Here is a 20210-nt window from a genome sequence, read left to right as displayed (position 1 = left end):
TTGAGTCACCACGTCATTTGGGCATAAAAACAAACACAATAAGAAAGGAAGTCAATATGTCTTTGTCTCGTCGAGACTTTATGAAAGCTGCCTCTTCAACGGCGATTGTTACCGGGCTGGTGGGCTGTGGTAGCGATGCTAGTGAATCTGTTGCGGTTACCTTTGAGCACGGAGTGGCGAGTGGAGATCCTACTCAAACACAAGTAATCATTTGGACTCGTGTTACGACCTCAGCAAGCTACGCAGATGTAAGCTGGCAAGTTTCATCTAACGAAAATTTTACTGATATCGTGCAAAGTGGCACTTTTGCCACAGACACGAGCCGAGATTTCACGGTAAAAGTCGATGTTCAAAATCTCAACGCAAATTCTCGCTACTACTATCGATTCATGGTTGGAGATGTCACTAGCGAAGTCGGGCAAACTCAAACATTACCAGAGGATGGTGTAGAAAAGGCATCCATGGCGGTTGTTTCTTGTGCAAACTATCCTGCTGGCTATTTCCATGTGTATCGAGAGATTTTAAATCAACATGAGCAAGACCCGTTTGATGTGGTGCTTCATCTCGGTGATTACATTTATGAGTATGGTGCTGGTGGCTACGCTAGTGAAGATGCTGAGGCACTAGGGCGAGAGCCAAGCAAAGGCACTGAATGTATTACCTTAGATGATTACCGAAAACGGTATGCGCAATATCGCCAAGATGCTGATCTGCAAGCGTTACATGCGAGCCTACCAATGATTGCTGTCTGGGATGACCATGAGCTTGCAAATGATACTTGGAAAAATGGTGCGGAAAACCATCAAGAAGAGGAAGGCAGTTTTAATGATCGTCGTGCATCTGCGGCTGCCGCGTGGACAGAATGGTTGCCCGTTCGTGAAAACACTTTCTCAAACATGCTGATTTACCGTCAGTTTTCGTTTGGAAGTTTAGTCAATTTGATGATGCTCGACACGCGACTTGTGGGGCGTGATAAACCGTTGGATTATTTCTCGCTCAGCTCACCAACGATGGAAGCTATTGGCGGTTTAGTTGCTCAGTCGCGCAGTCAAGACCGAGAGCTGTTAGGCGGTGACCAACTCGCTTGGCTGATGGATGCGTTCAGTACGCACGACGCAACTTGGAATGTGCTAGGGCAACAAGTGTTAATGTCTCGTATGGAGTTGCCAAGTTCGGTTATGACCGCGATGTTTCAATTGTTTACTGCCACTGAAGAACAAAAAACAGAGGCGTTATTAGCGGTAAACTCTGCGATTACGGGTTATCTCTCTGACCCAAGTTTAGATACCATTGCTTTGCCATATAACCTAGATGCATGGGATGGTTACTACGTTGAGCGAGAGAAAGTTTATCAACTGGCCAAAGCCAGCAGTGGTAACTTTGTCTGCTTGGCAGGAGATACGCACAACGCATGGGCAAGTGAGCTTAAAGACGTATCTAAGCATCCTATCGGGGTAGAGTTTGCGACTAGCTCGGTGAGTTCCCCTGGGTTAGAGGCCTACCTCGCGTTAGACCCTGTCGCGATCGCTCAAATGGAATACACGCTGCCGCACTTAGTGTCAGAATTACAGTGGGCAGACATCAAACAGCGTGGCTTTATGCGCGTTACTTTTACGCCCGACAAGGCAGAGTCGACCTGGTATTTCGTATCAACGATTAAAGACAAAACATATCAGGTGACGACTAAGTCAGCCTTTACAACAGATGGCACTACGTTAAACATCAGCTAAACTGAACCTAATATGAAAAAAGTCCGCAAGCTAGTGCGGACTTTTTATTGGAAAGCGTTTAGCAATCTAGCGACAGTGCTAGTCAATCAATCCGTATTCTTTGCTCAGAACTTCGATGATTTCCGCTTTCGGATTCTCACTCAAATGAATCGGCTTGCCTGTAATCTTCTCGGCAATACCAATGTAGGTGCTCGAAATCGCCATCAAAGATTCGACGGGTAAAGCATTATCACGAGCGAGTGCTTCACGCTCTGGCATACGTTCTTTGTTTAGCAAGATATCTGGGTCAGGGAAGTGGTTAAGTAGGAACTGGCGGAAACCTTCTTTTGAGTTCTCTACGATGTGACCTGCTTGGTACTCTTTAGCATCCCATATACGAGACGAGTCTGGTGTACCCACTTCATCCATGTAAATCAGCTTTTCATTGCCAGCAGCATCATGAACATAACCAAATTCGAATTTGGTATCGACAAAGATTTGGTCGATTTCTTCTAACGCTTGGCTGATAACGTTAAAGCCTTCTTTCAGCAATTTTTCGTAGAGTGCGATATCGTCAGCGCTTGAGAAGTTAAATGCTTCGTAGTTGTCTACGATGTTTTGACGAGTAATATTTACGTCATCCGCTTCTGGCACACCGGGAATGCCTTTTAGAATGCCTTTTGTGGATGGGGTCATTAGCAACTCTGGCAGTGCTTTGTCTTTTCCTAACCCTTCAGGAAGTTGGATTCCACAAAACTCGCGCTCGCCATTTGCGTAAGCGCGCCACATCGAACCCGTGATGTATTTGCGGCAGATGGCTTCGATTTTTACCGGTTTGGCTTTTTGTACAATCCAAACAAAAGGGTGAGGAATGTCTAGAATATGGCTATCTGCTAAGCCATTTTCTTTGAACAGTTTGAACCAGTGATTAGAAATCGCATTAAGCGCAGCCCCTTTACCCGGGACACCATTAAGACCACCTTCAGCATGCCAAATACAATCGAATGCAGAGATTCGGTCGCTAATCACCATGATAGCCAAAGGCGCATCTGGAGCGACATCGTATCCTTTTTCTTTGATCAGTCGGGCGCTGTCTTCTTCAGTTAACCAGTAAACTGAACGAACTTTTCCACTATGAACGGGTTTATGGGTGCGAATTGGCAGGTCGTCATTGACGGCAAGTACTTGATTAGCAAGGCTCATTGCGACATTCCTATCATCTTAATCAAACGTCAGAAAGAGAAGATATTCAGCAAAATGTGGGCGCTGAATAAATCGAATGTGGGCATCATACCAGAACTATTTTAACTCGCCAGAGAAAAAGCAAACGTTTGCTTGTTTTCTTTAATACAAAAAAATGCCCCCTTAAAAAGGAGGCGAGATGCAGGATGGATAACGTCGAACTTATTAGTGGTACTTATTAACTCTGCCTTCGACGAAAAAGACTTCACACTGATAGCGCTGCGCCATGTCGCGCAACATAGATTGATTCATAAGTGCAATTTTATTTGATGCAACAACAGCACTGGCATTGCCTGATCGGATGGCTTTGATCACGATCTCGACTTCTGAAAGCTGTTGAGAGGGCTTCATTTGAATAACGTTTTTACAGCAAATATTAGAAGCAGTGAGTTGTTCAAAGTCTGGACGAGGGCAGTCTGCTGTAAACAAAATCCATTGTTTCTGCTGCGATAAAACAGCCAGCTTAGATAGAAGCTGATCCGAAACGGCCATGGGCTTAGTTGCTTGTGCCAATACGTTGTAACGAGAGTATGTATGAGATTGACTTTGTAACTGCATCTTACTGTTCCTTTATACATGCTGTATGTGTATACAGTAGTTTGTTTTGGTGACCTGATCAACCAGTTTCTCAAAAGTTATTTGCGGTTTTTTGAGAAGGAAATAAAAGGATTTGATTCTAAGTAATTGAATTTATGTGGTTGTTTTTCATTTTTGATATGTCTAACATCAATTTAAAAATGTGAGGTGAGTAGAAAACTGGACGAGAGACATACAGGGGTTTACTACTGTATATACAGGTGTTTTTCACGGACAATGGTTTGTATACAGTGGGAGAGGGCTGATAACCGATGCGACGTGCTATGTAAGATAGGAGGGAATACGAGATAGAGATTGGAAATAGGGCTTGGCCGATCAAAAAAGCGCCTTAAAAGGCGCCTTTGAAAATCAGTTCCGTTGATTCCGTCTTGCTTAGCTCGCTCGTTGCAAGCGTTCGCGCATTTGTAATTCGCCTTGGTTAAATAGGCGCACGTCGATTTTCGCCATGTCGTAGCAAGCTTTACATGAGTAGTGGTGCTTGCCATCTAAATAATCGTGACGAGTTACAAGGCTAGGTTTTTTACACCAATCACAGGTGCCTTCTTCAGTGAACATTGATTTTCTCCCCACCTAGATTAATTTGAGTCGTTAGGTGTTATTTTGCGCCGGGCATTATGGCATAAAAGCGCGACTTAAGTTAAATGTCTGTTAATTTGTTTGAGAGGGAGATCGATTGCGGCGCTTGATTATATAGGTCTAAAAGCATGCTAGCCAAAGTATCCTGACCTATTTTCACTGTTTTGTAACATTTTGTGAGACGAGCTTAAAGGCATGATTGAGTCGCTTCATTTCTTCTTCACTGCCTCTTGTGTCAGGATGATAAAGCTTTGATAGCTGTCTATAGCGTAGCTTGATTGCTTGTAAATCAGGGATGTGTTGTGGTGTGTAGCCAAACATAGCACACGCGACGCTTAGCTTATGGTTCTCTGCCTGGGTTTTGGATTTCTTAAATTCTTTGAATACTTTCTCTAGCTGGCGTTTCAGTTGCTTGTTCGTAAACTCTAGCTCTTTTATTTTTTTCGCCATTCGTTGATTTTGGCTTTCCTCTTTGGCTTCAAGCGCTTTTCTATTCTGCTTAAGTTTCTTGATTACGAGAAAACTTAAGCCGCTGATGATGAGTATCGCCGCTAGCCAGATCAGCCATAAAAACTGCGAGTGTTCTACTTTGGGGTTTGCAACTGTGCTTTTCTCTTCCTGTGCTTGCTCAGCCTTTTTATCGAGCGACTTTATTTGCGAGACTTGTTTAGCTCGCAGTTGGTTGAAGCGCTGCTCTAACAGTTGATTATAAGCTTGTTCTGCTGCTGGATTATGCTGAGAAGCCATTTGATACAAGGCTTCAGTCAATTGAGAAGTTGTGACCTTATCTGGATTGCGCTGAATAAAATCGGCGAGAAGAAAGCCACGATCGGTTGGGTCATTGAGTGCGATAGAGGTTAGCCAATATAACGCTTGTGTTTCATTTTTTTCGCCATTTATCCCTTTAGCAAAGTCGTTCGCGAGCTGTTTTTGTGCAGGGAGGTAACCTTGGTTGGCGGATTGCTCTAGCCAGTAGCGCGTTTCTGGTGAGGCTTCAGCTTCGTTTGATGCCAATAATTGTTGTGCGTACTCGTATTGTTCGATGGGGTCATTTGGAGCTTGAGAGGCAAGTGAGTAGCCAGAAAAGCTGAGGCTAAATAAGCAGAGTAGGGCAGACGTTTTGACAGACATTAATATGTCAGGCCTAACGATAATGGTTAGGCCTGCTCCGGTAATTTTTTATTATTACCGTTATGGTGCAACCAAATTACTTCAGTGGCAAGATCTGGATTTCAACACGACGGTTGCACGCACGACCTTCAGAAGTTTGGTTTGAGCAAATTGGGTTACGTTCGCCGTAGCCGCGTGCAATTGCACGACCAGGTGCAACGTTTTGAGATACTAGGAATTGACGTACGGACTCTGCACGGCGCTCTGACAACGTTTGGTTGTATGACTCACTACCTGTGCTATCCGTGTAACCGTCAATAACGAGACTGGTATCTGGGTACTCAACTAGGATGCGAGCAACACCGCGTAGAGTGTTATGGATACTAGCATCAAGCTGGTAAGAGCTTGAAGAGAAGCCGATACCGTTTTCCATACGCAGTAAAAGCTGATTTTCACCAACACGCTGAACTTGTACGCCAGAGTTTAGCAAAGCGCGACGTAATTCCGCTTCTTGTTGGTCAAAGTAGTAACCAACGCCAGCACCAGTCGCTCCGCCTGCGGCTGCACCAATGAGTGCATGCTGACGACGTTCTTTAGCATCATCACCCGTTGCTAGGCCGATTGCTGCGCCAGCGATCGCACCAATAAGCGCGCCTTGCGTGGTGGAGTTAGTTTCGTATTCACCCGTTGTTGCATTTTGGCGTTGAGTGGCTTGACAGCCAGTAAGAGCTAGCACTAGAGCTAGTGCAATAGGCATCTTTTTCAAGGGAAAATCTCCGTATAAAACTGAGGCGAAACTATGCCTCATAATGGGATGCGAATTATGAATAAACAAGCATTAATATTTGTTATGAGAAAGTAAGATTGATAAGAGTTTCTGTAAGAAAATTCCTATCAATACTGCCAAAGCTCTCAAAGTAAGCCCTATAGACATCGAAGTCATGGGTGCTTATGTGAATCCTTTACTATTCTGGCTATTTCGATGAATCGCCCAACATTTTGCGTGCTTGTTCGCCGCCCACTCCACGGTTAACTGAAACCTTTCTACCTTTCTTTAAGCCCACTTCGTAGTCTTCAGTTAGGTTTTTCATCGCTTCTTTCAATTGCTTCTTGAACGTTTCGCGGTCAATGTTTTGGAATTCTTTATCAATATAGTCATTAATTTTATTGGCCGACTCTTCATCTGGAGAAATAATTGGCAATTTTTCAATCGCGCCTTCCACCCAGCCAGATACAAATGAGTTCACACGGCGAGTCACTTCCTGAGAAGAGGTGCCGGTGCCAGCAAAGCTGTTTCGGAATTGTCCGGTACTTTCGTTCATCTCGCGATAAACAATATCGAAAGCAAATGCAGCAAAAATAGCGCGATCTGCTTCACCGATAAATTCGACACGTTTGAGCCCTTTGTGATTCAACAATACTGCTTCGACACCGAATTTTGTGTTAATGCCGCGAATCACTCGCAATATGGTAGAACTGATGTTCGCTGGTAGCAGATGAGAAGATTGTGTTTTTCCCATTCTGATGAACTCAATATCGTCTTTATCGAGACCATATTTAAGCATGAGGCGATGTGCCATTTTGATAGCATTGGCAGCCTCATTAACATTAGCGGAATTGCCCAGTTCTAAGCACTTGGCGATTTTTTTCAGAGCTTTTTGTTTATCCATCGACAACCAGTAACGAAAGCAGAAAATTTATGAAGTCAGATATATTACCTTTTTTGACATAAAAACGAAATACAAGGTGGGACTGAAGATAATTTCTGCACATAAAAAGAAGCCTCGCATTAAGCGAGGCTGGCGTTTTAGTTCGTCGTAATCAGTATGAAGCCGTACTTGTGTCTAAGAAGCCATTCTTCATTAAGATTCGTTAGAATTACAACCCGAGCTGGTTGAGCAAGTCATCGGCATCATCGTTTGATCCCGACGATTTAGATTCTTTCTCAGCCAACTGTTTACGTGTTGCCTCTAAAATGTCGTCTGGGTTTTCGTCTTCAGCAACTTCAAACTCTTCCAGTTGGATGAACTCAGTTTTATCCATTGCTAGCTCGAGATAGAAAATATTGTTGTTTTCGGTGGAGAACGTCACTCTGCGCGCTTGAGGGCGGTCAAGGTTGGTATCAACTTGTAAGATAACTTGCTTATTCAGCGCCAGCATTTTTGGTTGGTTTTGTGTGATGTTCGTTTGCAGGTCTTTACGAATTTTATTAGTGAAGTCTCCGACCAGTTGATTCATGAGTTCACCCAGAACATCGCCTACCTCGTCAGAAGTATGAGATATTGCCAGTTCTTCTTCTGGCATGCCCATATTACGCATGTAGTTGGTGTAGATCTCCAGTGCGGCTTTTGCCGTAAAATTAATCACAACTAGCCCGGTAAATCCGCCATCAAACAGAACAAAACAGCCAAAATCTGGTTTGAGGCTAGTCTTGTGGATTTTTTGCACCATTGCTGAATAATTTACTTGAGAAGATGTCGCCGAAGTAAGTACGCCAGAAACAGACTGGCAAAGTTTGAGAAGGATATCTTCAGTGGTCACAATTTTATTTTTTTTCATTCTGAAAACTCATCTAGAAACGCGATTCGTTCCCCAATGTAAGGCATCAAGCGTGAAAAAATAAAGCATAAGTTTAATTATTGTATCGAGATTCTGATTTGCTCGTCTTTTTAAATGTTGTAAAGTGACGAAATTCAAAGAATATTACTTCACTAACTCTTTTGTGGTGTTTTTTCGCTTAGCGCCAATTTGTATGAGAAGTGAGCAAATAATTACACAACCCGCAGCTGATCGGATCAGCGTCGTAGGGGCAGGAAGCAAATGTTACCAAGATTACACTCGCAAACTGATGTCGATCCTCTTGTTCTTAGTTTTCTGAAAGAGCTTGAGCACGCCGGATTCACTGGTGATATCGAAAGCCAATATTCAAGTCGACTAGCGGTTGCCACTGACAACAGTGTTTACCAGCAACTTCCTCAGTCTGTCGTTCATCCCAAAACGACAGAAGATGTTTCTCTCCTCGGGAAACTGAGCAATAAAGAAAAGTACGAACGAATTACCTTTTCACCTCGTGGTGGCGGCACGGGGACCAATGGTCAGTCGCTAACCAAAGGTATTGTGGTGGATATGTCTCGCCACATGAACAAAGTGCTTGAGATTAATGAGAAAGAAGGCTGGGTTCGTGTACAAACTGGTGTAGTGAAAGACCAGTTAAATGACGCAGTTCGCCCTTATGGCTACTTCTTCTCTCCAGACTTATCTACCAGTAACCGTGCAACGATTGGCGGCATGGTCAACACCGATGCTTCTGGTCAAGGTTCTCTGAAATACGGGAAAACATCCGATCATGTTTTGTCGCTACAAGCGGTGTTTGCTGATGGCTCAGTTTTAGAATCAGATCTGTCCAACGGCTACCCAAAAGAAGGCGAGTTTGCTGCCAAGGCGCTACGAGTAACGGAATCCGTATGTCGTGAAAAACGCCAGCAGATCGTAGATAAGTTTCCTCCTCTTAACCGATTTTTAACGGGCTACGATTTAAAAAATGCCTTGAATGAAGACGACGACCGTTTCGATATCACACGAGTACTGTGCGGCGCGGAAGGTTCATTGGCATTTATTACCGAAGCAAAGCTTAACCTGACGCCAATTCCGAAAGCACGTACTTTGGTTAACGTTAAATACAACAGCTTTGATTCTGCACTGCGTAATGCACCGTTTATGGTAGAGGCGAAAGCGCTGTCTGTAGAAACCGTTGACTCAAAAGTGCTTAATCTCGCGAAGCAAGATATCGTTTGGCACACCGTGAGCGATTTACTTACCGATGTTCCAAATAAAGAGATGCTTGGCATCAATATGGTGGAATACGCAGGTCAGGACGAAGAGGAAGTTGCTGCTCAGGTTGCAGCGTTGACCGCCAAGCTCGATACCATGTTGGAAACAGAAGAAGCGGGCATTATCGGCTACCAAGTTTGTAATGATGTAGCGAGCATTGGGCGTATTTACAACATGCGTAAAAAAGCGGTGGGTTTGTTAGGCGCAGCAAAAGGTCGTGCTAAACCGGTCGCATTCGCTGAAGATACCTGTGTGCCACCAGAAAACCTGGCGGACTTTATTGTAGAGTTTCGAGAGCTGTTAGACAGCAAGTCTCTGAATTACGGCATGTTTGGTCACGTCGATGCTGGGGTGCTTCACGTACGTCCTGCGTTGGATTTGTGTGACCCGCACCAAGAAGCATTGATGCACGAAGTGTCTGATGAAGTGGTCAAGCTGGTGGCGAAATACGGTGGTTTGATGTGGGGTGAACACGGCAAAGGTTTCCGTTCCGAATATGGCCCTGAGTTTTTCGGCGACGAGTTGTTTACTGAACTGAGACGTGTGAAAGCGGCATTCGATCCACACAACAAAATGAACCCGGGCAAAATCTGTACACCGCTGGATAGTGATGCAGAGCTTGTCAAAGTTACCGATACCAAACGTGGTTACTATGACCGTCAGATTGACGTTCAAGTACGTGACAGCTTTAAACAAGCGATGGAATGTAACGGTAACGGTTTGTGTTTTAACTACGATACTAGCTCGCCAATGTGTCCATCGATGAAAGTAACAGCCGATCGTCGTCATTCACCGAAAGGTCGTGCGGGTTTGGTTCGCGAGTGGTTGCGTCAGCTCACTGAACAAGGCATTGATATCCTTGACTTAGAAAAGCAAACGCTAGAAAACAGAACATCAATCAAAACCATGATTGACCGTGTACGTCATTCTATCAATCGTCGTCACGAATACGATTTCTCCCACGAAGTGTATGAAGCGATGAATGGTTGTTTGGCGTGTAAAGCATGTGCGAGCCAGTGTCCGATTAAAGTCGATGTTCCGAGTTTTCGCTCACGCTTTTTAAACATCTATCACTCTCGTTATCAACGTCCTGCAAAAGACTATCTGGTTGCGAACATTGAGACTATGCTGCCGATGATGGCAAAAGCGCCAGGTGTCGTAAATGGTGTTTTGAAGCAGTCGTGGGTGAAAAGTTTAACGGCATCTACGGTCGGGTATGTCGATGCGCCGTTGTTATCAGTACCCACCTTGAAACAACGAGTAGAGTCGCTGACAACGCCTTATGATCTGCAAGCGCTCAGTGGTTTGTCTTCGTCTGAAAAGAGCAAGCATGTTTTAATTGTTCAAGACCCATTCACTAGTTACTACGACGCTGATGTCGTTGAAGACTTCGTTAAGTTATTGAAAAAGCTGGGTATGAATCCGGTGCTTCTGCCGTTTAAGCCGAATGGTAAAGCACAACACATTAAAGGGTTTTTACGTCAGTTTAAGGACACAGCAGCCGACACAGCGAAGTTCTTGGCGATGGTAGCGGATCTGGATATTCCATTAGTTGGCGTCGATCCTGCTTTGGTGCTGTGTTATCGAGATGAATACGCTGAAGTGCTTGGCAGTAAGCGAGGTAATTTCGATGTACTAACAGCCCACGAATGGCTTTACCCAAGACTAGAAGCGTTTGAAAGCGGAGAGCATAAGGCGCAGGAACCTTGGTATCTGTTTGCGCACTGTACTGAGAAAACCAAAATGCCAAATGCGGAAAAAGAGTGGGGCGCTATTTTTGCTCACTTTGGTGCAGTTTTGAATACGGTACCTGTTGGTTGTTGTGGTATGGCGGGTACGTTTGGTCATGAGGTTGATAAGTTGTCGATGTCGAAAGACATTTACAATTTAAGCTGGAAGCCAAGCTTAGATAAGTTGGATAGCGAGAGATGTTTGATTACAGGCTATTCTTGCCGCAGCCAAGTGAAACGCTTTGAAGGAACGAAGCCCAAGCATCCCGTTCAGGCATTGTTAACTTTGTTGTAATCGGACTAAATCAAGCCCAGTTTTACTGGGCTTTTTAGAAACCGTACTTAGACCCTTTCAAAGGATATGGATCTTGAGAAAACTTGAACTCAAAGTCCCACCTGTTGCGGTGTTTTTGCTAGTCATACTTTTGATGTACGGACTTAAAGTTTTGACGCCGAGCATGAACATTCGAGTCCCCTTTGTTGAATTTGTAGTAGGTGTATTAACTTTGTTGTCTGGCTACATGGGCATTGCTGGCGTGTATGAATTTCGCAAAGTAAAAACCACAGTGAACCCAGTAAAACCTGAAGCGGCATCTTCTGTTGTAAGAACTGGTGTGTTTGCCTTTTCACGCAACCCTATGTACACGGCATTATTGCTTCTAATCATAGCAACTGGTTTGTGGTGGCAGCACTTGAGTGTGGTGCTTTGTGGCGTGATATTTGTCAGTTATATGAATCGGTTTCAAATCAAGCCTGAGGAACGCGTTTTAGAGCGATTGTTTGGTGAAGAGTATGTGGATTATAAAAACCATGTTCGTCGTTGGCTCTAAGCATTGCGTTTAGTTTTGTTTGGATGAGACATAAAAAGAAAGCCCAACGGTCGACGTTGGGCTTTCTTTTAGTAAACACGTTTTTTGTGCGCTTCTGATAGGGCAGTCGACTAGGCTGCCTTAACGAACTTTGCTAGGAATGCATCCTTACGTTCATTAAAGCGGCGTACAAGGTCGTCAACCGCTTCTTGGTCATATGGCTTCAAGCCACTTGCAACCATGCGCTTAATACCTTTACCAACGACTTCACCGTCTTCTTTGAACGCAAAGTTTAAGGTGACTACACCTCGTTTTCCTTCTACATCGAATGTTGCGCCAGTGAAATCCACCTCTGGATGCGTAAGGTCTAAGCGTGAAAATTCGACTTCCATGCTTTCATAAATAACTAATGGACGCTGGCAGTTAATCATCATTTGCTTCTCTTCCATAAGAGGAACCATGATGTGAGGGAAGTTCATACCAGAAAATTGCACGTAATTTGTCACTACATGCTCAATAAATGCCGGATCGTGGTTAGTTTCACCTTCACGGGACATGTGTAAGTATTCTTTACCTGCCTCGTCAACAACAGCGCTTTCTTTGTCACACTTATTTTCAATATGAAGTGCTACACCATCGTTTACCATGCCAGAGAAGTTAAAACGCATCTTTTGGCTAACGCCTTCTTTACTAAGGAGCACTGCGAAAAGTAAATCCCCAGGGACACAAAAGCGTTTGTTGTCTTCATCATGAATTGGGTTGTAGTCACCTGCGACACGTTTTGCAAAGTGGCTTGCTTGTTCGCGAGTGAACTGAAACTGGTGATTAGTGTTTGAAAAATAAGGTGTTAGAAACATAATTTTTACGTAGTAACCAAAACTGTGTGGGATTATATGCGAATATCTGCGTAGCAATGGTCCATCCAGTGAAAACTTCACCGTATCCTAACAATAAGACACTATTTCGGCGGATAAACCGTTAAAAACGCATACTTTAGCAACGCTTTTATTTGTGAAAGCAATAAACAACGACCTTTTCGCTCGCCTATCTTTTAAAGTATAGCCATCAAAGTAGACAGGCGTTCATAAACAGTGCCATCAACATGTTTAATCGTATGTAAAAAGGCTCCACGCAGAACGTAGAGCCTTCAAGTCATCATCTGTTTATTCGATGAAATGCCAGTTATGCTTAATTATTGAATACTTGGTAACAAGCTCTCTGGCATGAGCGTGTTGTGGATAGCCAGCTTAAGCAGAGTGTTTGCCTGTTCAATGTCTGGAGCAAAGTAGCGATCTTTATCGTAGAACGATACTTTTTCACGCAACATTTGTTTCGCAATCTCAATACGCTCAGAGGACTTGTTTGGTGCTCTAAAGTCTAGGCCTTGTGCTGCTGAGAGGTATTCTACCGCCAGAATACCGCGAGTGTTTTCGCCCATTTCTTTCAATCTGCGAGCCGCGAATGTTGCCATTGACACGTGATCTTCTTGGTTTGCAGATGTTGGCAAGCTGTCTACTGACGCTGGGTGAGCGAGCGTTTTGTTTTCACTTGCTAACGCAGCAGAGGTCACCTGAGCGATCATGAAACCAGAGTTCACACCACCATTGTCGACTAAGAACGGTGGTAGTTTTGATAGCGCGCTATCGATAAGTAATGCCATACGACGTTCAGACAAGCTACCGATCTCGGCAATCGCAAGTGCTAGGTTGTCGGCTGCCATTGCAACAGGCTCCGCGTGGAAGTTACCGCCAGAGATGATGTCACCATCTTCAGCAAACACCAACGGATTATCTGATACGGAGTTCGCTTCTACTTGTAATACTTCCGCCGCATTGCGGATTTGCTGTAAACACGCGCCCATCACTTGAGGCTGACAGCGCAAAGAATACGGGTCTTGTACTTTTTCACAGTTAGTGTGCGAATCACCTATTTCACTCGATGTGTCTAACAAATGACGGTATGCGAGTGCTGCGTCCATTTGGCTGCGATGACCACGTACACGGTGAATGCGCGGATCGAATGGACGTCGGCTGCCGAGAGCGGCTTCAACAGACATTGCACCACAAACGGTTGCTGACGCGAAAAGGTCTTCCGCGATAAACAGGCCTTCCAATGCGAACGCTGTGGATGCCTGAGTCCCATTTAGTAGCGCTAAGCCTTCTTTTGGCGCCAGAGTGATAGGCTCTAGACCTGCGATTTTTAATGCTTCTTGCCCGGAAATGATTTTACCGTTGTGGCGAGCTTGTCCTTCTCCCAGTAATACAGTGCTCATATGGGCTAGAGGAGCTAAGTCACCTGATGCGCCAACAGAGCCCTTTTTAGGTACGCAAGGGTAAACTTGTGCGTTGACTAGGTCGGTCAGCATATTAATGACTTTTAGGCGAATCCCAGAAAAGCCACGAGACAGACTATTGATTTTTAATACCATCATCAGACGAACCGTTTCATCTGACATAAACTCACCGATACCTGCCGCATGAGAAAGAACGATACTGCGTTGCAGTGTTTCTAAATCTTCTGGTGCTATTCGTGTGTTAGCCAATAGCCCAAAACCAGTGTTAATTCCGTAAACCGTTCTATCTTCCGCGATGACTCGGTCTACGACCTGTGTGCTTTCTTCAATGGCCGGAATGGCTTCAGGATCCAAAGTAAGGTTGACTGGTGAACGGCTCACTTGGCGTAGTTCGTTTAAGCTAATATGACCTGGCTTTAGCGTTAAATTTAACATCTCTTTCATCCTTACTTGAGCTTCTTCAGTTCTTCGTTGAGCATTGGCAAATCTAGCCCTTGCTCTGCTGCACATTGTTTAGCGATATCGTATCCCGCATCAGCATGACGCATCACGCCTGTTGCTGGGTCGTTATGCAGCACGCGGGCAATACGTTGTGAGGCATCTTCACTGCCGTCACAGCAGATAACCATACCTGAGTGTTGCGAGAAGCCCATACCTACGCCACCACCGTGGTGTAGTGAAACCCAAGTTGCGCCGCCCGCCGTGTTGAGTAGCGCGTTTAATAATGGCCAGTCTGATACGGCGTCAGAACCGTCCATCATACCTTCGGTTTCACGGTTCGGGCTTGCTACAGAGCCAGAATCTAAGTGATCTCGACCAATGACAACGGGCGCTTTAAGTTCGCCATTTTTCACCATTTCGTTGAATGCTTGACCAAGACGCTCACGATCTTTAAGACCAACCCAGCAAATACGCGCAGGTAAACCTTGGAACTGGATGCGTTCGCGAGCCATATCTAGCCAGTTATGTAAGTGCGGATTATCTGGAATTAGCTCTTTTACTTTTTGGTCGGTTTTATAAATGTCCTCAGGATCGCCAGAGAGAGCAGCCCAACGGAAAGGACCGATACCTTCACAGAATAGAGGACGAATGTAGGCTGGAACGAAGCCAGGGAAATCAAATGCGTTTTCTATGCCTTCTTCCAAGGCCATCTGGCGGATGTTGTTGCCATAGTCGAGTGTTGCGGCGCCGCGATTTTGCAGCTCTAACATCGCTTGAACTTGCACAGCCATGGATTTTTTCGCGGCTTTTACGACCATTGCTTCATCTTGCAAACGCATTTCTGCTGCGTGAGACATGCTCCAGCCTTGTGGTAAATAGCCATTGAGTGGGTCGTGTGCAGACGTTTGGTCTGTTACGACATCAGGCGTGATATTACGTTCTACCAGCTCATAGAAAACGTCTGCTGCATTACCTAGTAGGCCAACCGATATTGGTGTGTCTGACTCTTTAATGATAGCTAGCGCTTCATCTAAAGAAGTCGCTTTCTTATCGACATAGCCTGTACGTAGGCGGTAATCGATACGTGATTCATCACACTCTACTGCAATCATGGAGAAGCCCGCCATTGTACCAGCGAGAGGTTGAGCACCACCCATGCCACCGAGACCACCTGTTAGAATCCAACGGCCCTTTGCTTCACCGTCAAAGTGTTTTTTTGCAACAGATACGAACGTTTCGTATGTGCCTTGTACGATACCTTGCGATCCAATGTATATCCAGCTGCCAGCGGTCATTTGGCCGTACATCATCAAGCCTTGTTTATCGAGCTCGTTGAAGTGTTCCCAGTTTGCCCAATGCGGAACAAGGTTTGAGTTTGCGATAAGCACGCGTGGGGCATTTTTATGAGTAGGGAAAACACCAACAGGCTTGCCTGATTGAACTAAAAGCGTTTGGTCATCTTCGAGTCTTTCAAGTACTTCAACAATCTTGTCGTAACATTCCCAGTTTCGCGCTGCTCGGCCAATGCCGCCATATACAACCAGTGAATGTGGATGTTCTGCAACATCAGGATCAAGGTTGTTCATCAGCATACGAAGAGGGGCTTCGGTTAGCCAAGATTTTGCGCGCAGTTTATCTCCGTGAGGTGCACGAATTGTTCTGCTTGTATCAAGTCGTGGATCTTGTCCCTGGCGCTGTGTCATTTCAGACTCCTTTAGTTTCTCGTGATGACCAAGTACTTGCTTGGTCGTAATAATCAGTGGCATCTGGGATGCATTATGGTTTGTGCTGTTTTTCCGCCATCGCGTTGGCGATATCCCAACACAAACGGGCAGCTAATCGTGCAGTTTGACTATCGACGTCATAATTTGGGTTGTATTCGGCGATATCAGCCAGCATTAGCTTATTTTTGTAATGAAGAATTCGCTCTAAAAAGGGTGCAATAGTGTCGTAACTCACTCCCCGAGCTGCTGGTGCGCTGACTCCAGGTGCGGTTGCGGCAGGAAATACATCTAGATCAATGGTCAAATAGAGGTAGTCACAGTCGTCAATAAAATGCTGAAGCTGAGTTAAGTGATAACTGTGGTTTAAGTAGCAGAGCTGATTGTCCTCTACATACCAAACATTTAACGCATCTGCTTTTTCAAATAGTGCTTTAGTGTTGCTACTACGGCTTACACCAATACAAGCGTAATGAAAGTCCCAATCGTTACGTTGACAAAAATGATGAATTTGGTTGAAGGGTGTACCAGAGCTTGGTCTTATGTCGGCGAGGTTACTCTCAAATGCGCGCAAATCGAAATGCGCATCGAAATTGATAATGCCGATTTTAGGTTTCTTCTCTGGATGGTGCGCTTTAAAATACCCCGCTAAGCCGGAAAAGGAGGCCCACGCAATCTCATGCCCACCACCCAGCACGATGACTGGCGTGTGGGGCAGTGCGCTTGAAATGGTTGCTGCACATAGAGCTTGGCTCTCTTCCAGTAAGTCGTCTTCACACACCACAGTACCTAAGTCATATAGTGGGGCGTCTTGGTGCCATGCTAAATTAGCGAGTGCTCGTCGGATTAAGTCTGGCGCTTTTTTCGCGCCAATGCGTCCTTTGTTTCTCGCAACGCCAGCGTCGGTAGCAAAACCGAGTAATGAGACGCCATGCGCAACGGCACTCAACTCATCTGCTTTTTGGCGTTGAACAACGTGATGAATTCGCTGACCAAGCTTGCCGTCCTCGGCATCATGACGGCCTTGCCAATGAAATAGGGGAGAGTGTAGGTCGAATTGAGACATATTATTGGCCTCCGTGTGAAATGTATTCACCATTTACTATACGACCTACCAGACGTTTTGCTCCGACTTGATAGCTTAAATCCGCAGGGCTTTCGATATCCCAGATAGAGAAGTCCGCATCAAACCCTACTTTGATTTCGCCACGTGAGTTTTGATAACCCAGTGCTTTGGCTGCATGTTGCGTTACACCACGCAGTGCTTCTTGCGGTGTAAGGCGAAATAGCGTGCACGCCATATTCAGCATGAGTGTGAGATCAGAAAATGGTGATGTACCTGGGTTGACGTCCGTAGCAATTGCCATCGGCACGTTATGCTCTCTCAATAACTCAATCGGTGGTAACTGAGTCTCTCTTAGAAAATAAAAAGCGCCAGGCAATAGAGTGGCGACGGTGTTTGATCGAGCAAGTGCTTTAACACCTTGTTCATCTAAAAACTCGATGTGATCCGCTGACAGACCGTTGTATTGCGCAGTGAGGGCTGTACCACCGAGATTAGAAAGTTGCTCAGTATGCCCTTTAACCTTTAAGCCGTGGCGTTTTGCAGCTACAAACACTTTTTCTGTTTGTTCAAGATTGAAACCAATCGATTCACAAAAAACATCGACACTCGTAGCTAATTCTTCCTTTGCGACAACAGGGATTATGTCCTGACAAATGTGCTCAATATAATCATCTGCACGACCTTGAAACTCTGGCGGAATAGCGTGAGCGGCGAGAAGTGTAGTGGTGATTTTAACTTTGCGCTCTTGCTCTAGCATTTTGGCGGCACGGAGCATTTTTATTTCATCATTCAGTGTCAATCCATAGCCAGATTTCACCTCGACAGAAGTGACGCCACTCGCGAGTAACCCATCTAAACGTGGTAACGCTAACTCAACTAGTTGTGCTTCGGTTGCAGAGCGTGTCGCATGTACCGTTGAGAGAATCCCGCCGCCTTGTTTGGAAATTTCTTGATATGGCACGCCGTTTAAGCGCATTTCAAATTCGTTGGCACGATTGCCCGCGTAAATAAGATGAGTGTGGCAGTCGATCAAACCTGGCAGAACTAACTGGCCTTGAAGATCGATACTCTGAGGGTAATGTTGGGCAGACAACAGAGACTCGGTTTGCGGTGCGTCTTCACCAATGGCACAGGTACTGATCGCAACGATTTTTCCAGATTGAATACCAATGCGCGCTGGAGGCGTTGGAAGGTATCCGCATTCTCCCGATTGCATGGTAACTAGACGTGCGTTTTCAATCAGCAAATCCATGTTTGTGTCCCTGTGTTTATTTGTATCATTAAATGTATATACAAATAAATAGAGCAAAATAAGAACACTGACAAGATTGATGTTGCTAAAATGTGATCAAAACGTAGATCTAGAGGACAAATCTTGTCCTTAAATGAGCACTTTTGAGCTCAGCTTATATTTGTTACCAGGGTGATAAAGTAGGGCGGTACTGACTAACTTATCTTGGCTCCACGTTCTGCGATTCAAGAGAAGGCAAGGTTCATTGGCTTGCATTTTTAAGTCTTGCTTAATACGGCTTTCAGGCACAATTGCCTCTACAGTATGTTCTATCGCGCTGAGTGGGCAATTATCTGACAGGTATTGATTTGGAGTGATTTGTGTGAAGTCTTGATTTAAATAACTCGGGGCATATTGGCTATTCACCCAGCGGAGCTCCAATTGAATCGGCGTTTGGTCTTCATAGTGAATAATTTCACTGTAAAACACTGTCGTGCCTAACATAACGCCGAGTTTTGTCGCAATGTTGTCATCTGCTTTTATAGCAATCTGTTTGAGCACTTTACTGCCATACTTTCGCCCTCTATCGCTGACTTCTTCGGCAATGTTTCGAATGTCTAGCAGGGGAGATTCTGACTTTTCACCAGGATCACACACGAACGTGCCTAAGCGTGGGCGACGTTGTAATCGGCCCTCATTAACTAAATCCCGAATTGCTTTGTTCACTGTCATTCTACTGACACCAAATTGCTCGGTAAGCTCAATCTCGGTGGCGATGCGATGACCAACTACCCACTCTCCAGCCTCAATTTTATCCAGGATAAATTGTTTAATTTGAATGTAGAGTGGTGCAGACATAATCATTTTCCTTTATTTGACTATACAAATACTGCTTAATTTAGGTACAAATTGCAAACATTTCTCGACGAATGTACCGCTTAGTGACCGAACAATCCTATTGCAGAGCTGAATGACTCTTGCTGTTGAGCATTATTTGGCTTGATGATTGAATTCAAGCATTTTCTTGTGGTCTATTGCTTGCACAGCAGAAAACAATTGTGTAAACAAACGATTATTAGAAGAAAAGTCGCTAAAAAAGGAAAAATATGTTTAAAAAATTGAAAGCATCACTGGGGATCGGCTCTGCAAAAGTAGATACCATTTTGGACGAAATGAGCGTGTTTCAAGGAGCGACGCTGAAAGGGCAGGTTTATATCAAAGGTGGAGACGTCGAACAACAAATTGATGCTATTACGATTAAATTGAACACGGAAATGAAAGTCGAAGTGGATGATAGCGTAAGTTATCAAACCTTCACTATCGATCAATTGAAAGCAGTTGACCCTTTTGTGATTCAACCTAATGAAGAAAAGCAGGTTCCGTTTGAGCTAAAACTGCATGACGAAACACCAATTACTGCGGTTAGCGCACTTAAGAATCAATGTCATGTTTGGGTCGAGACGACGTTAGATATTGATTTTGCAATTGATCCGCGTGACCGTGACTATATTGAAGTGAAACCACTACCAGTAGCATCTCGGGTTATTCAAGCGATCGAGCAAGCTGGCTTCACTATGGTTAAAGCCGATGTTGAAAAAGGCTTTTTGCGCGGTGGCTCGTTTGCTTCTCGCTCTGGTATTTATCAAGAGCTAGAGTTCCGTAACAGCGGCTTTATCTCATCAAAAGAAATTGAGCTCTCTTTTATTCTGGAAGGGCAGGTCATGCATTGTTTGGCAGAGATTGACCGTTCGCTCAGTTTGGCTGGTGACCAATATCGCTCGTTTACGTTGCCGATCAATGCAACCGATGCTCAAGTCGCAGCCGCAGTGGCACCAACGCTAAATCTATAGCTCT

At 44.8% G+C, this 20210-nt stretch carries 17 protein-coding genes; 4 read left to right on the top strand and 13 right to left on the bottom strand.

The window, feature by feature from the left end; all coding sequences use genetic code 11:
* Positions 1-56 precede the first annotated feature (56 nt).
* The gene (locus R7P36_RS02020; RefSeq protein ID WP_213899649.1) at positions 57-1730 is read left to right on the top strand and encodes an alkaline phosphatase D family protein; all 1674 of its coding nucleotides are present in this window, start codon (positions 57-59) and stop codon (positions 1728-1730) included.
* A 78-nt stretch (positions 1731-1808) separates the two neighbouring features.
* Here R7P36_RS02020 and R7P36_RS02015 read toward each other — a convergent pair whose 3' ends face one another.
* From R7P36_RS02015 to R7P36_RS01985, 7 genes are all read right to left on the bottom strand, one after another.
* Entirely contained in the window at positions 1809-2912 is a 1104-nt protein-coding gene (locus tag R7P36_RS02015; RefSeq protein ID WP_085569567.1) for a phosphoribosylaminoimidazolesuccinocarboxamide synthase, read from the bottom strand.
* 204 nt (positions 2913-3116) lie between these two features.
* Positions 3117-3509 (bottom strand): SulA-like leucine-rich domain-containing protein, encoded by a 393-nt coding sequence (locus tag R7P36_RS02010; protein WP_005377962.1) that lies wholly within the window; start codon positions 3507-3509, stop codon positions 3117-3119.
* A gap of 411 nt (positions 3510-3920) precedes the next feature.
* A complete protein-coding gene (locus tag R7P36_RS02005) occupies positions 3921-4103 on the bottom strand; it encodes a hypothetical protein (RefSeq protein WP_005377960.1) in 183 nt (60 codons plus the stop codon).
* A gap of 177 nt (positions 4104-4280) precedes the next feature.
* Positions 4281-5255 (bottom strand): molecular chaperone DnaJ, encoded by a 975-nt coding sequence (locus tag R7P36_RS02000; RefSeq protein WP_017634859.1) that lies wholly within the window; start codon positions 5253-5255, stop codon positions 4281-4283.
* 76 nt (positions 5256-5331) lie between these two features.
* Complete coding sequence (locus tag R7P36_RS01995; RefSeq protein WP_005377956.1) at positions 5332-5991, bottom strand: OmpA family protein; 660 nt, start codon at positions 5989-5991, stop codon at positions 5332-5334.
* Positions 5992-6208: 217 nt separating this feature from the next.
* The gene (locus R7P36_RS01990; protein WP_005377954.1) at positions 6209-6904 is read right to left on the bottom strand and encodes a DUF2786 domain-containing protein; all 696 of its coding nucleotides are present in this window, start codon (positions 6902-6904) and stop codon (positions 6209-6211) included.
* 208 nt (positions 6905-7112) lie between these two features.
* Positions 7113-7793: a DUF3334 family protein gene (locus R7P36_RS01985; protein ID WP_005388843.1), complete on the bottom strand. Its 681-nt coding sequence runs from the start codon at positions 7791-7793 to the stop codon at positions 7113-7115.
* Between the two features lie 261 nt (positions 7794-8054).
* Here R7P36_RS01985 and R7P36_RS01980 point away from each other — a divergent pair, with 261 nt between their 5' ends.
* Both R7P36_RS01980 and R7P36_RS01975 read left to right on the top strand, forming a co-directional pair.
* Entirely contained in the window at positions 8055-11090 is a 3036-nt protein-coding gene (locus R7P36_RS01980; protein WP_213899648.1) for an FAD-binding and (Fe-S)-binding domain-containing protein, read from the top strand.
* Positions 11091-11163: 73 nt separating this feature from the next.
* Positions 11164-11625, top strand: coding sequence for a methyltransferase family protein (locus R7P36_RS01975; RefSeq protein WP_033905135.1), 462 nt, complete (start codon positions 11164-11166; stop codon positions 11623-11625).
* Positions 11626-11735: 110 nt separating this feature from the next.
* Here R7P36_RS01975 and R7P36_RS01970 read toward each other — a convergent pair whose 3' ends face one another.
* From R7P36_RS01970 to hutC, 6 genes are all read right to left on the bottom strand, one after another.
* On the bottom strand, positions 11736-12461 hold the full coding sequence (locus R7P36_RS01970; RefSeq protein WP_017821813.1) for a DUF3581 domain-containing protein: 726 nt from the start codon (positions 12459-12461) through the stop codon (positions 11736-11738).
* Positions 12462-12796: 335 nt separating this feature from the next.
* A complete protein-coding gene (gene hutH / locus R7P36_RS01965) occupies positions 12797-14332 on the bottom strand; it encodes a histidine ammonia-lyase (protein WP_064368094.1) in 1536 nt (511 codons plus the stop codon).
* An 11-nt stretch (positions 14333-14343) separates the two neighbouring features.
* Positions 14344-16041 (bottom strand): urocanate hydratase, encoded by a 1698-nt coding sequence (gene hutU, locus R7P36_RS01960; protein WP_318121994.1) that lies wholly within the window; start codon positions 16039-16041, stop codon positions 14344-14346.
* Between the two features lie 73 nt (positions 16042-16114).
* Positions 16115-17125 carry a formimidoylglutamase gene (hutG, locus tag R7P36_RS01955; RefSeq protein WP_171345343.1) on the bottom strand — a complete coding sequence of 337 codons (1011 nt, stop codon included), beginning with the start codon at positions 17123-17125 and terminating at the stop codon, positions 16115-16117.
* Position 17126: 1 nt separating this feature from the next.
* Positions 17127-18377, bottom strand: a complete 1251-nt coding sequence (hutI, locus tag R7P36_RS01950) for an imidazolonepropionase (protein WP_017634852.1) — start codon at positions 18375-18377, stop codon at positions 17127-17129.
* A gap of 129 nt (positions 18378-18506) precedes the next feature.
* Positions 18507-19214, bottom strand: coding sequence for a histidine utilization repressor (hutC, locus tag R7P36_RS01945; RefSeq protein ID WP_017634851.1), 708 nt, complete (start codon positions 19212-19214; stop codon positions 18507-18509).
* 248 nt (positions 19215-19462) lie between these two features.
* Between hutC and R7P36_RS01940 the strand changes: the two genes are divergently transcribed.
* The gene (locus R7P36_RS01940; protein WP_170897138.1) at positions 19463-20206 is read left to right on the top strand and encodes a sporulation protein; all 744 of its coding nucleotides are present in this window, start codon (positions 19463-19465) and stop codon (positions 20204-20206) included.
* The last annotated feature ends 4 nt before the right edge of the window (positions 20207-20210 follow it).

This window comes from Vibrio sp. 397, assembly GCF_033339395.1.
GTDB classification, from domain to species: Bacteria; Pseudomonadota; Gammaproteobacteria; order Enterobacterales; family Vibrionaceae; genus Vibrio; species Vibrio alginolyticus.
The sequence above is the reverse complement of the archived record's forward strand: the minus strand, read 5'-3'. Positions and strand labels throughout refer to the sequence as shown.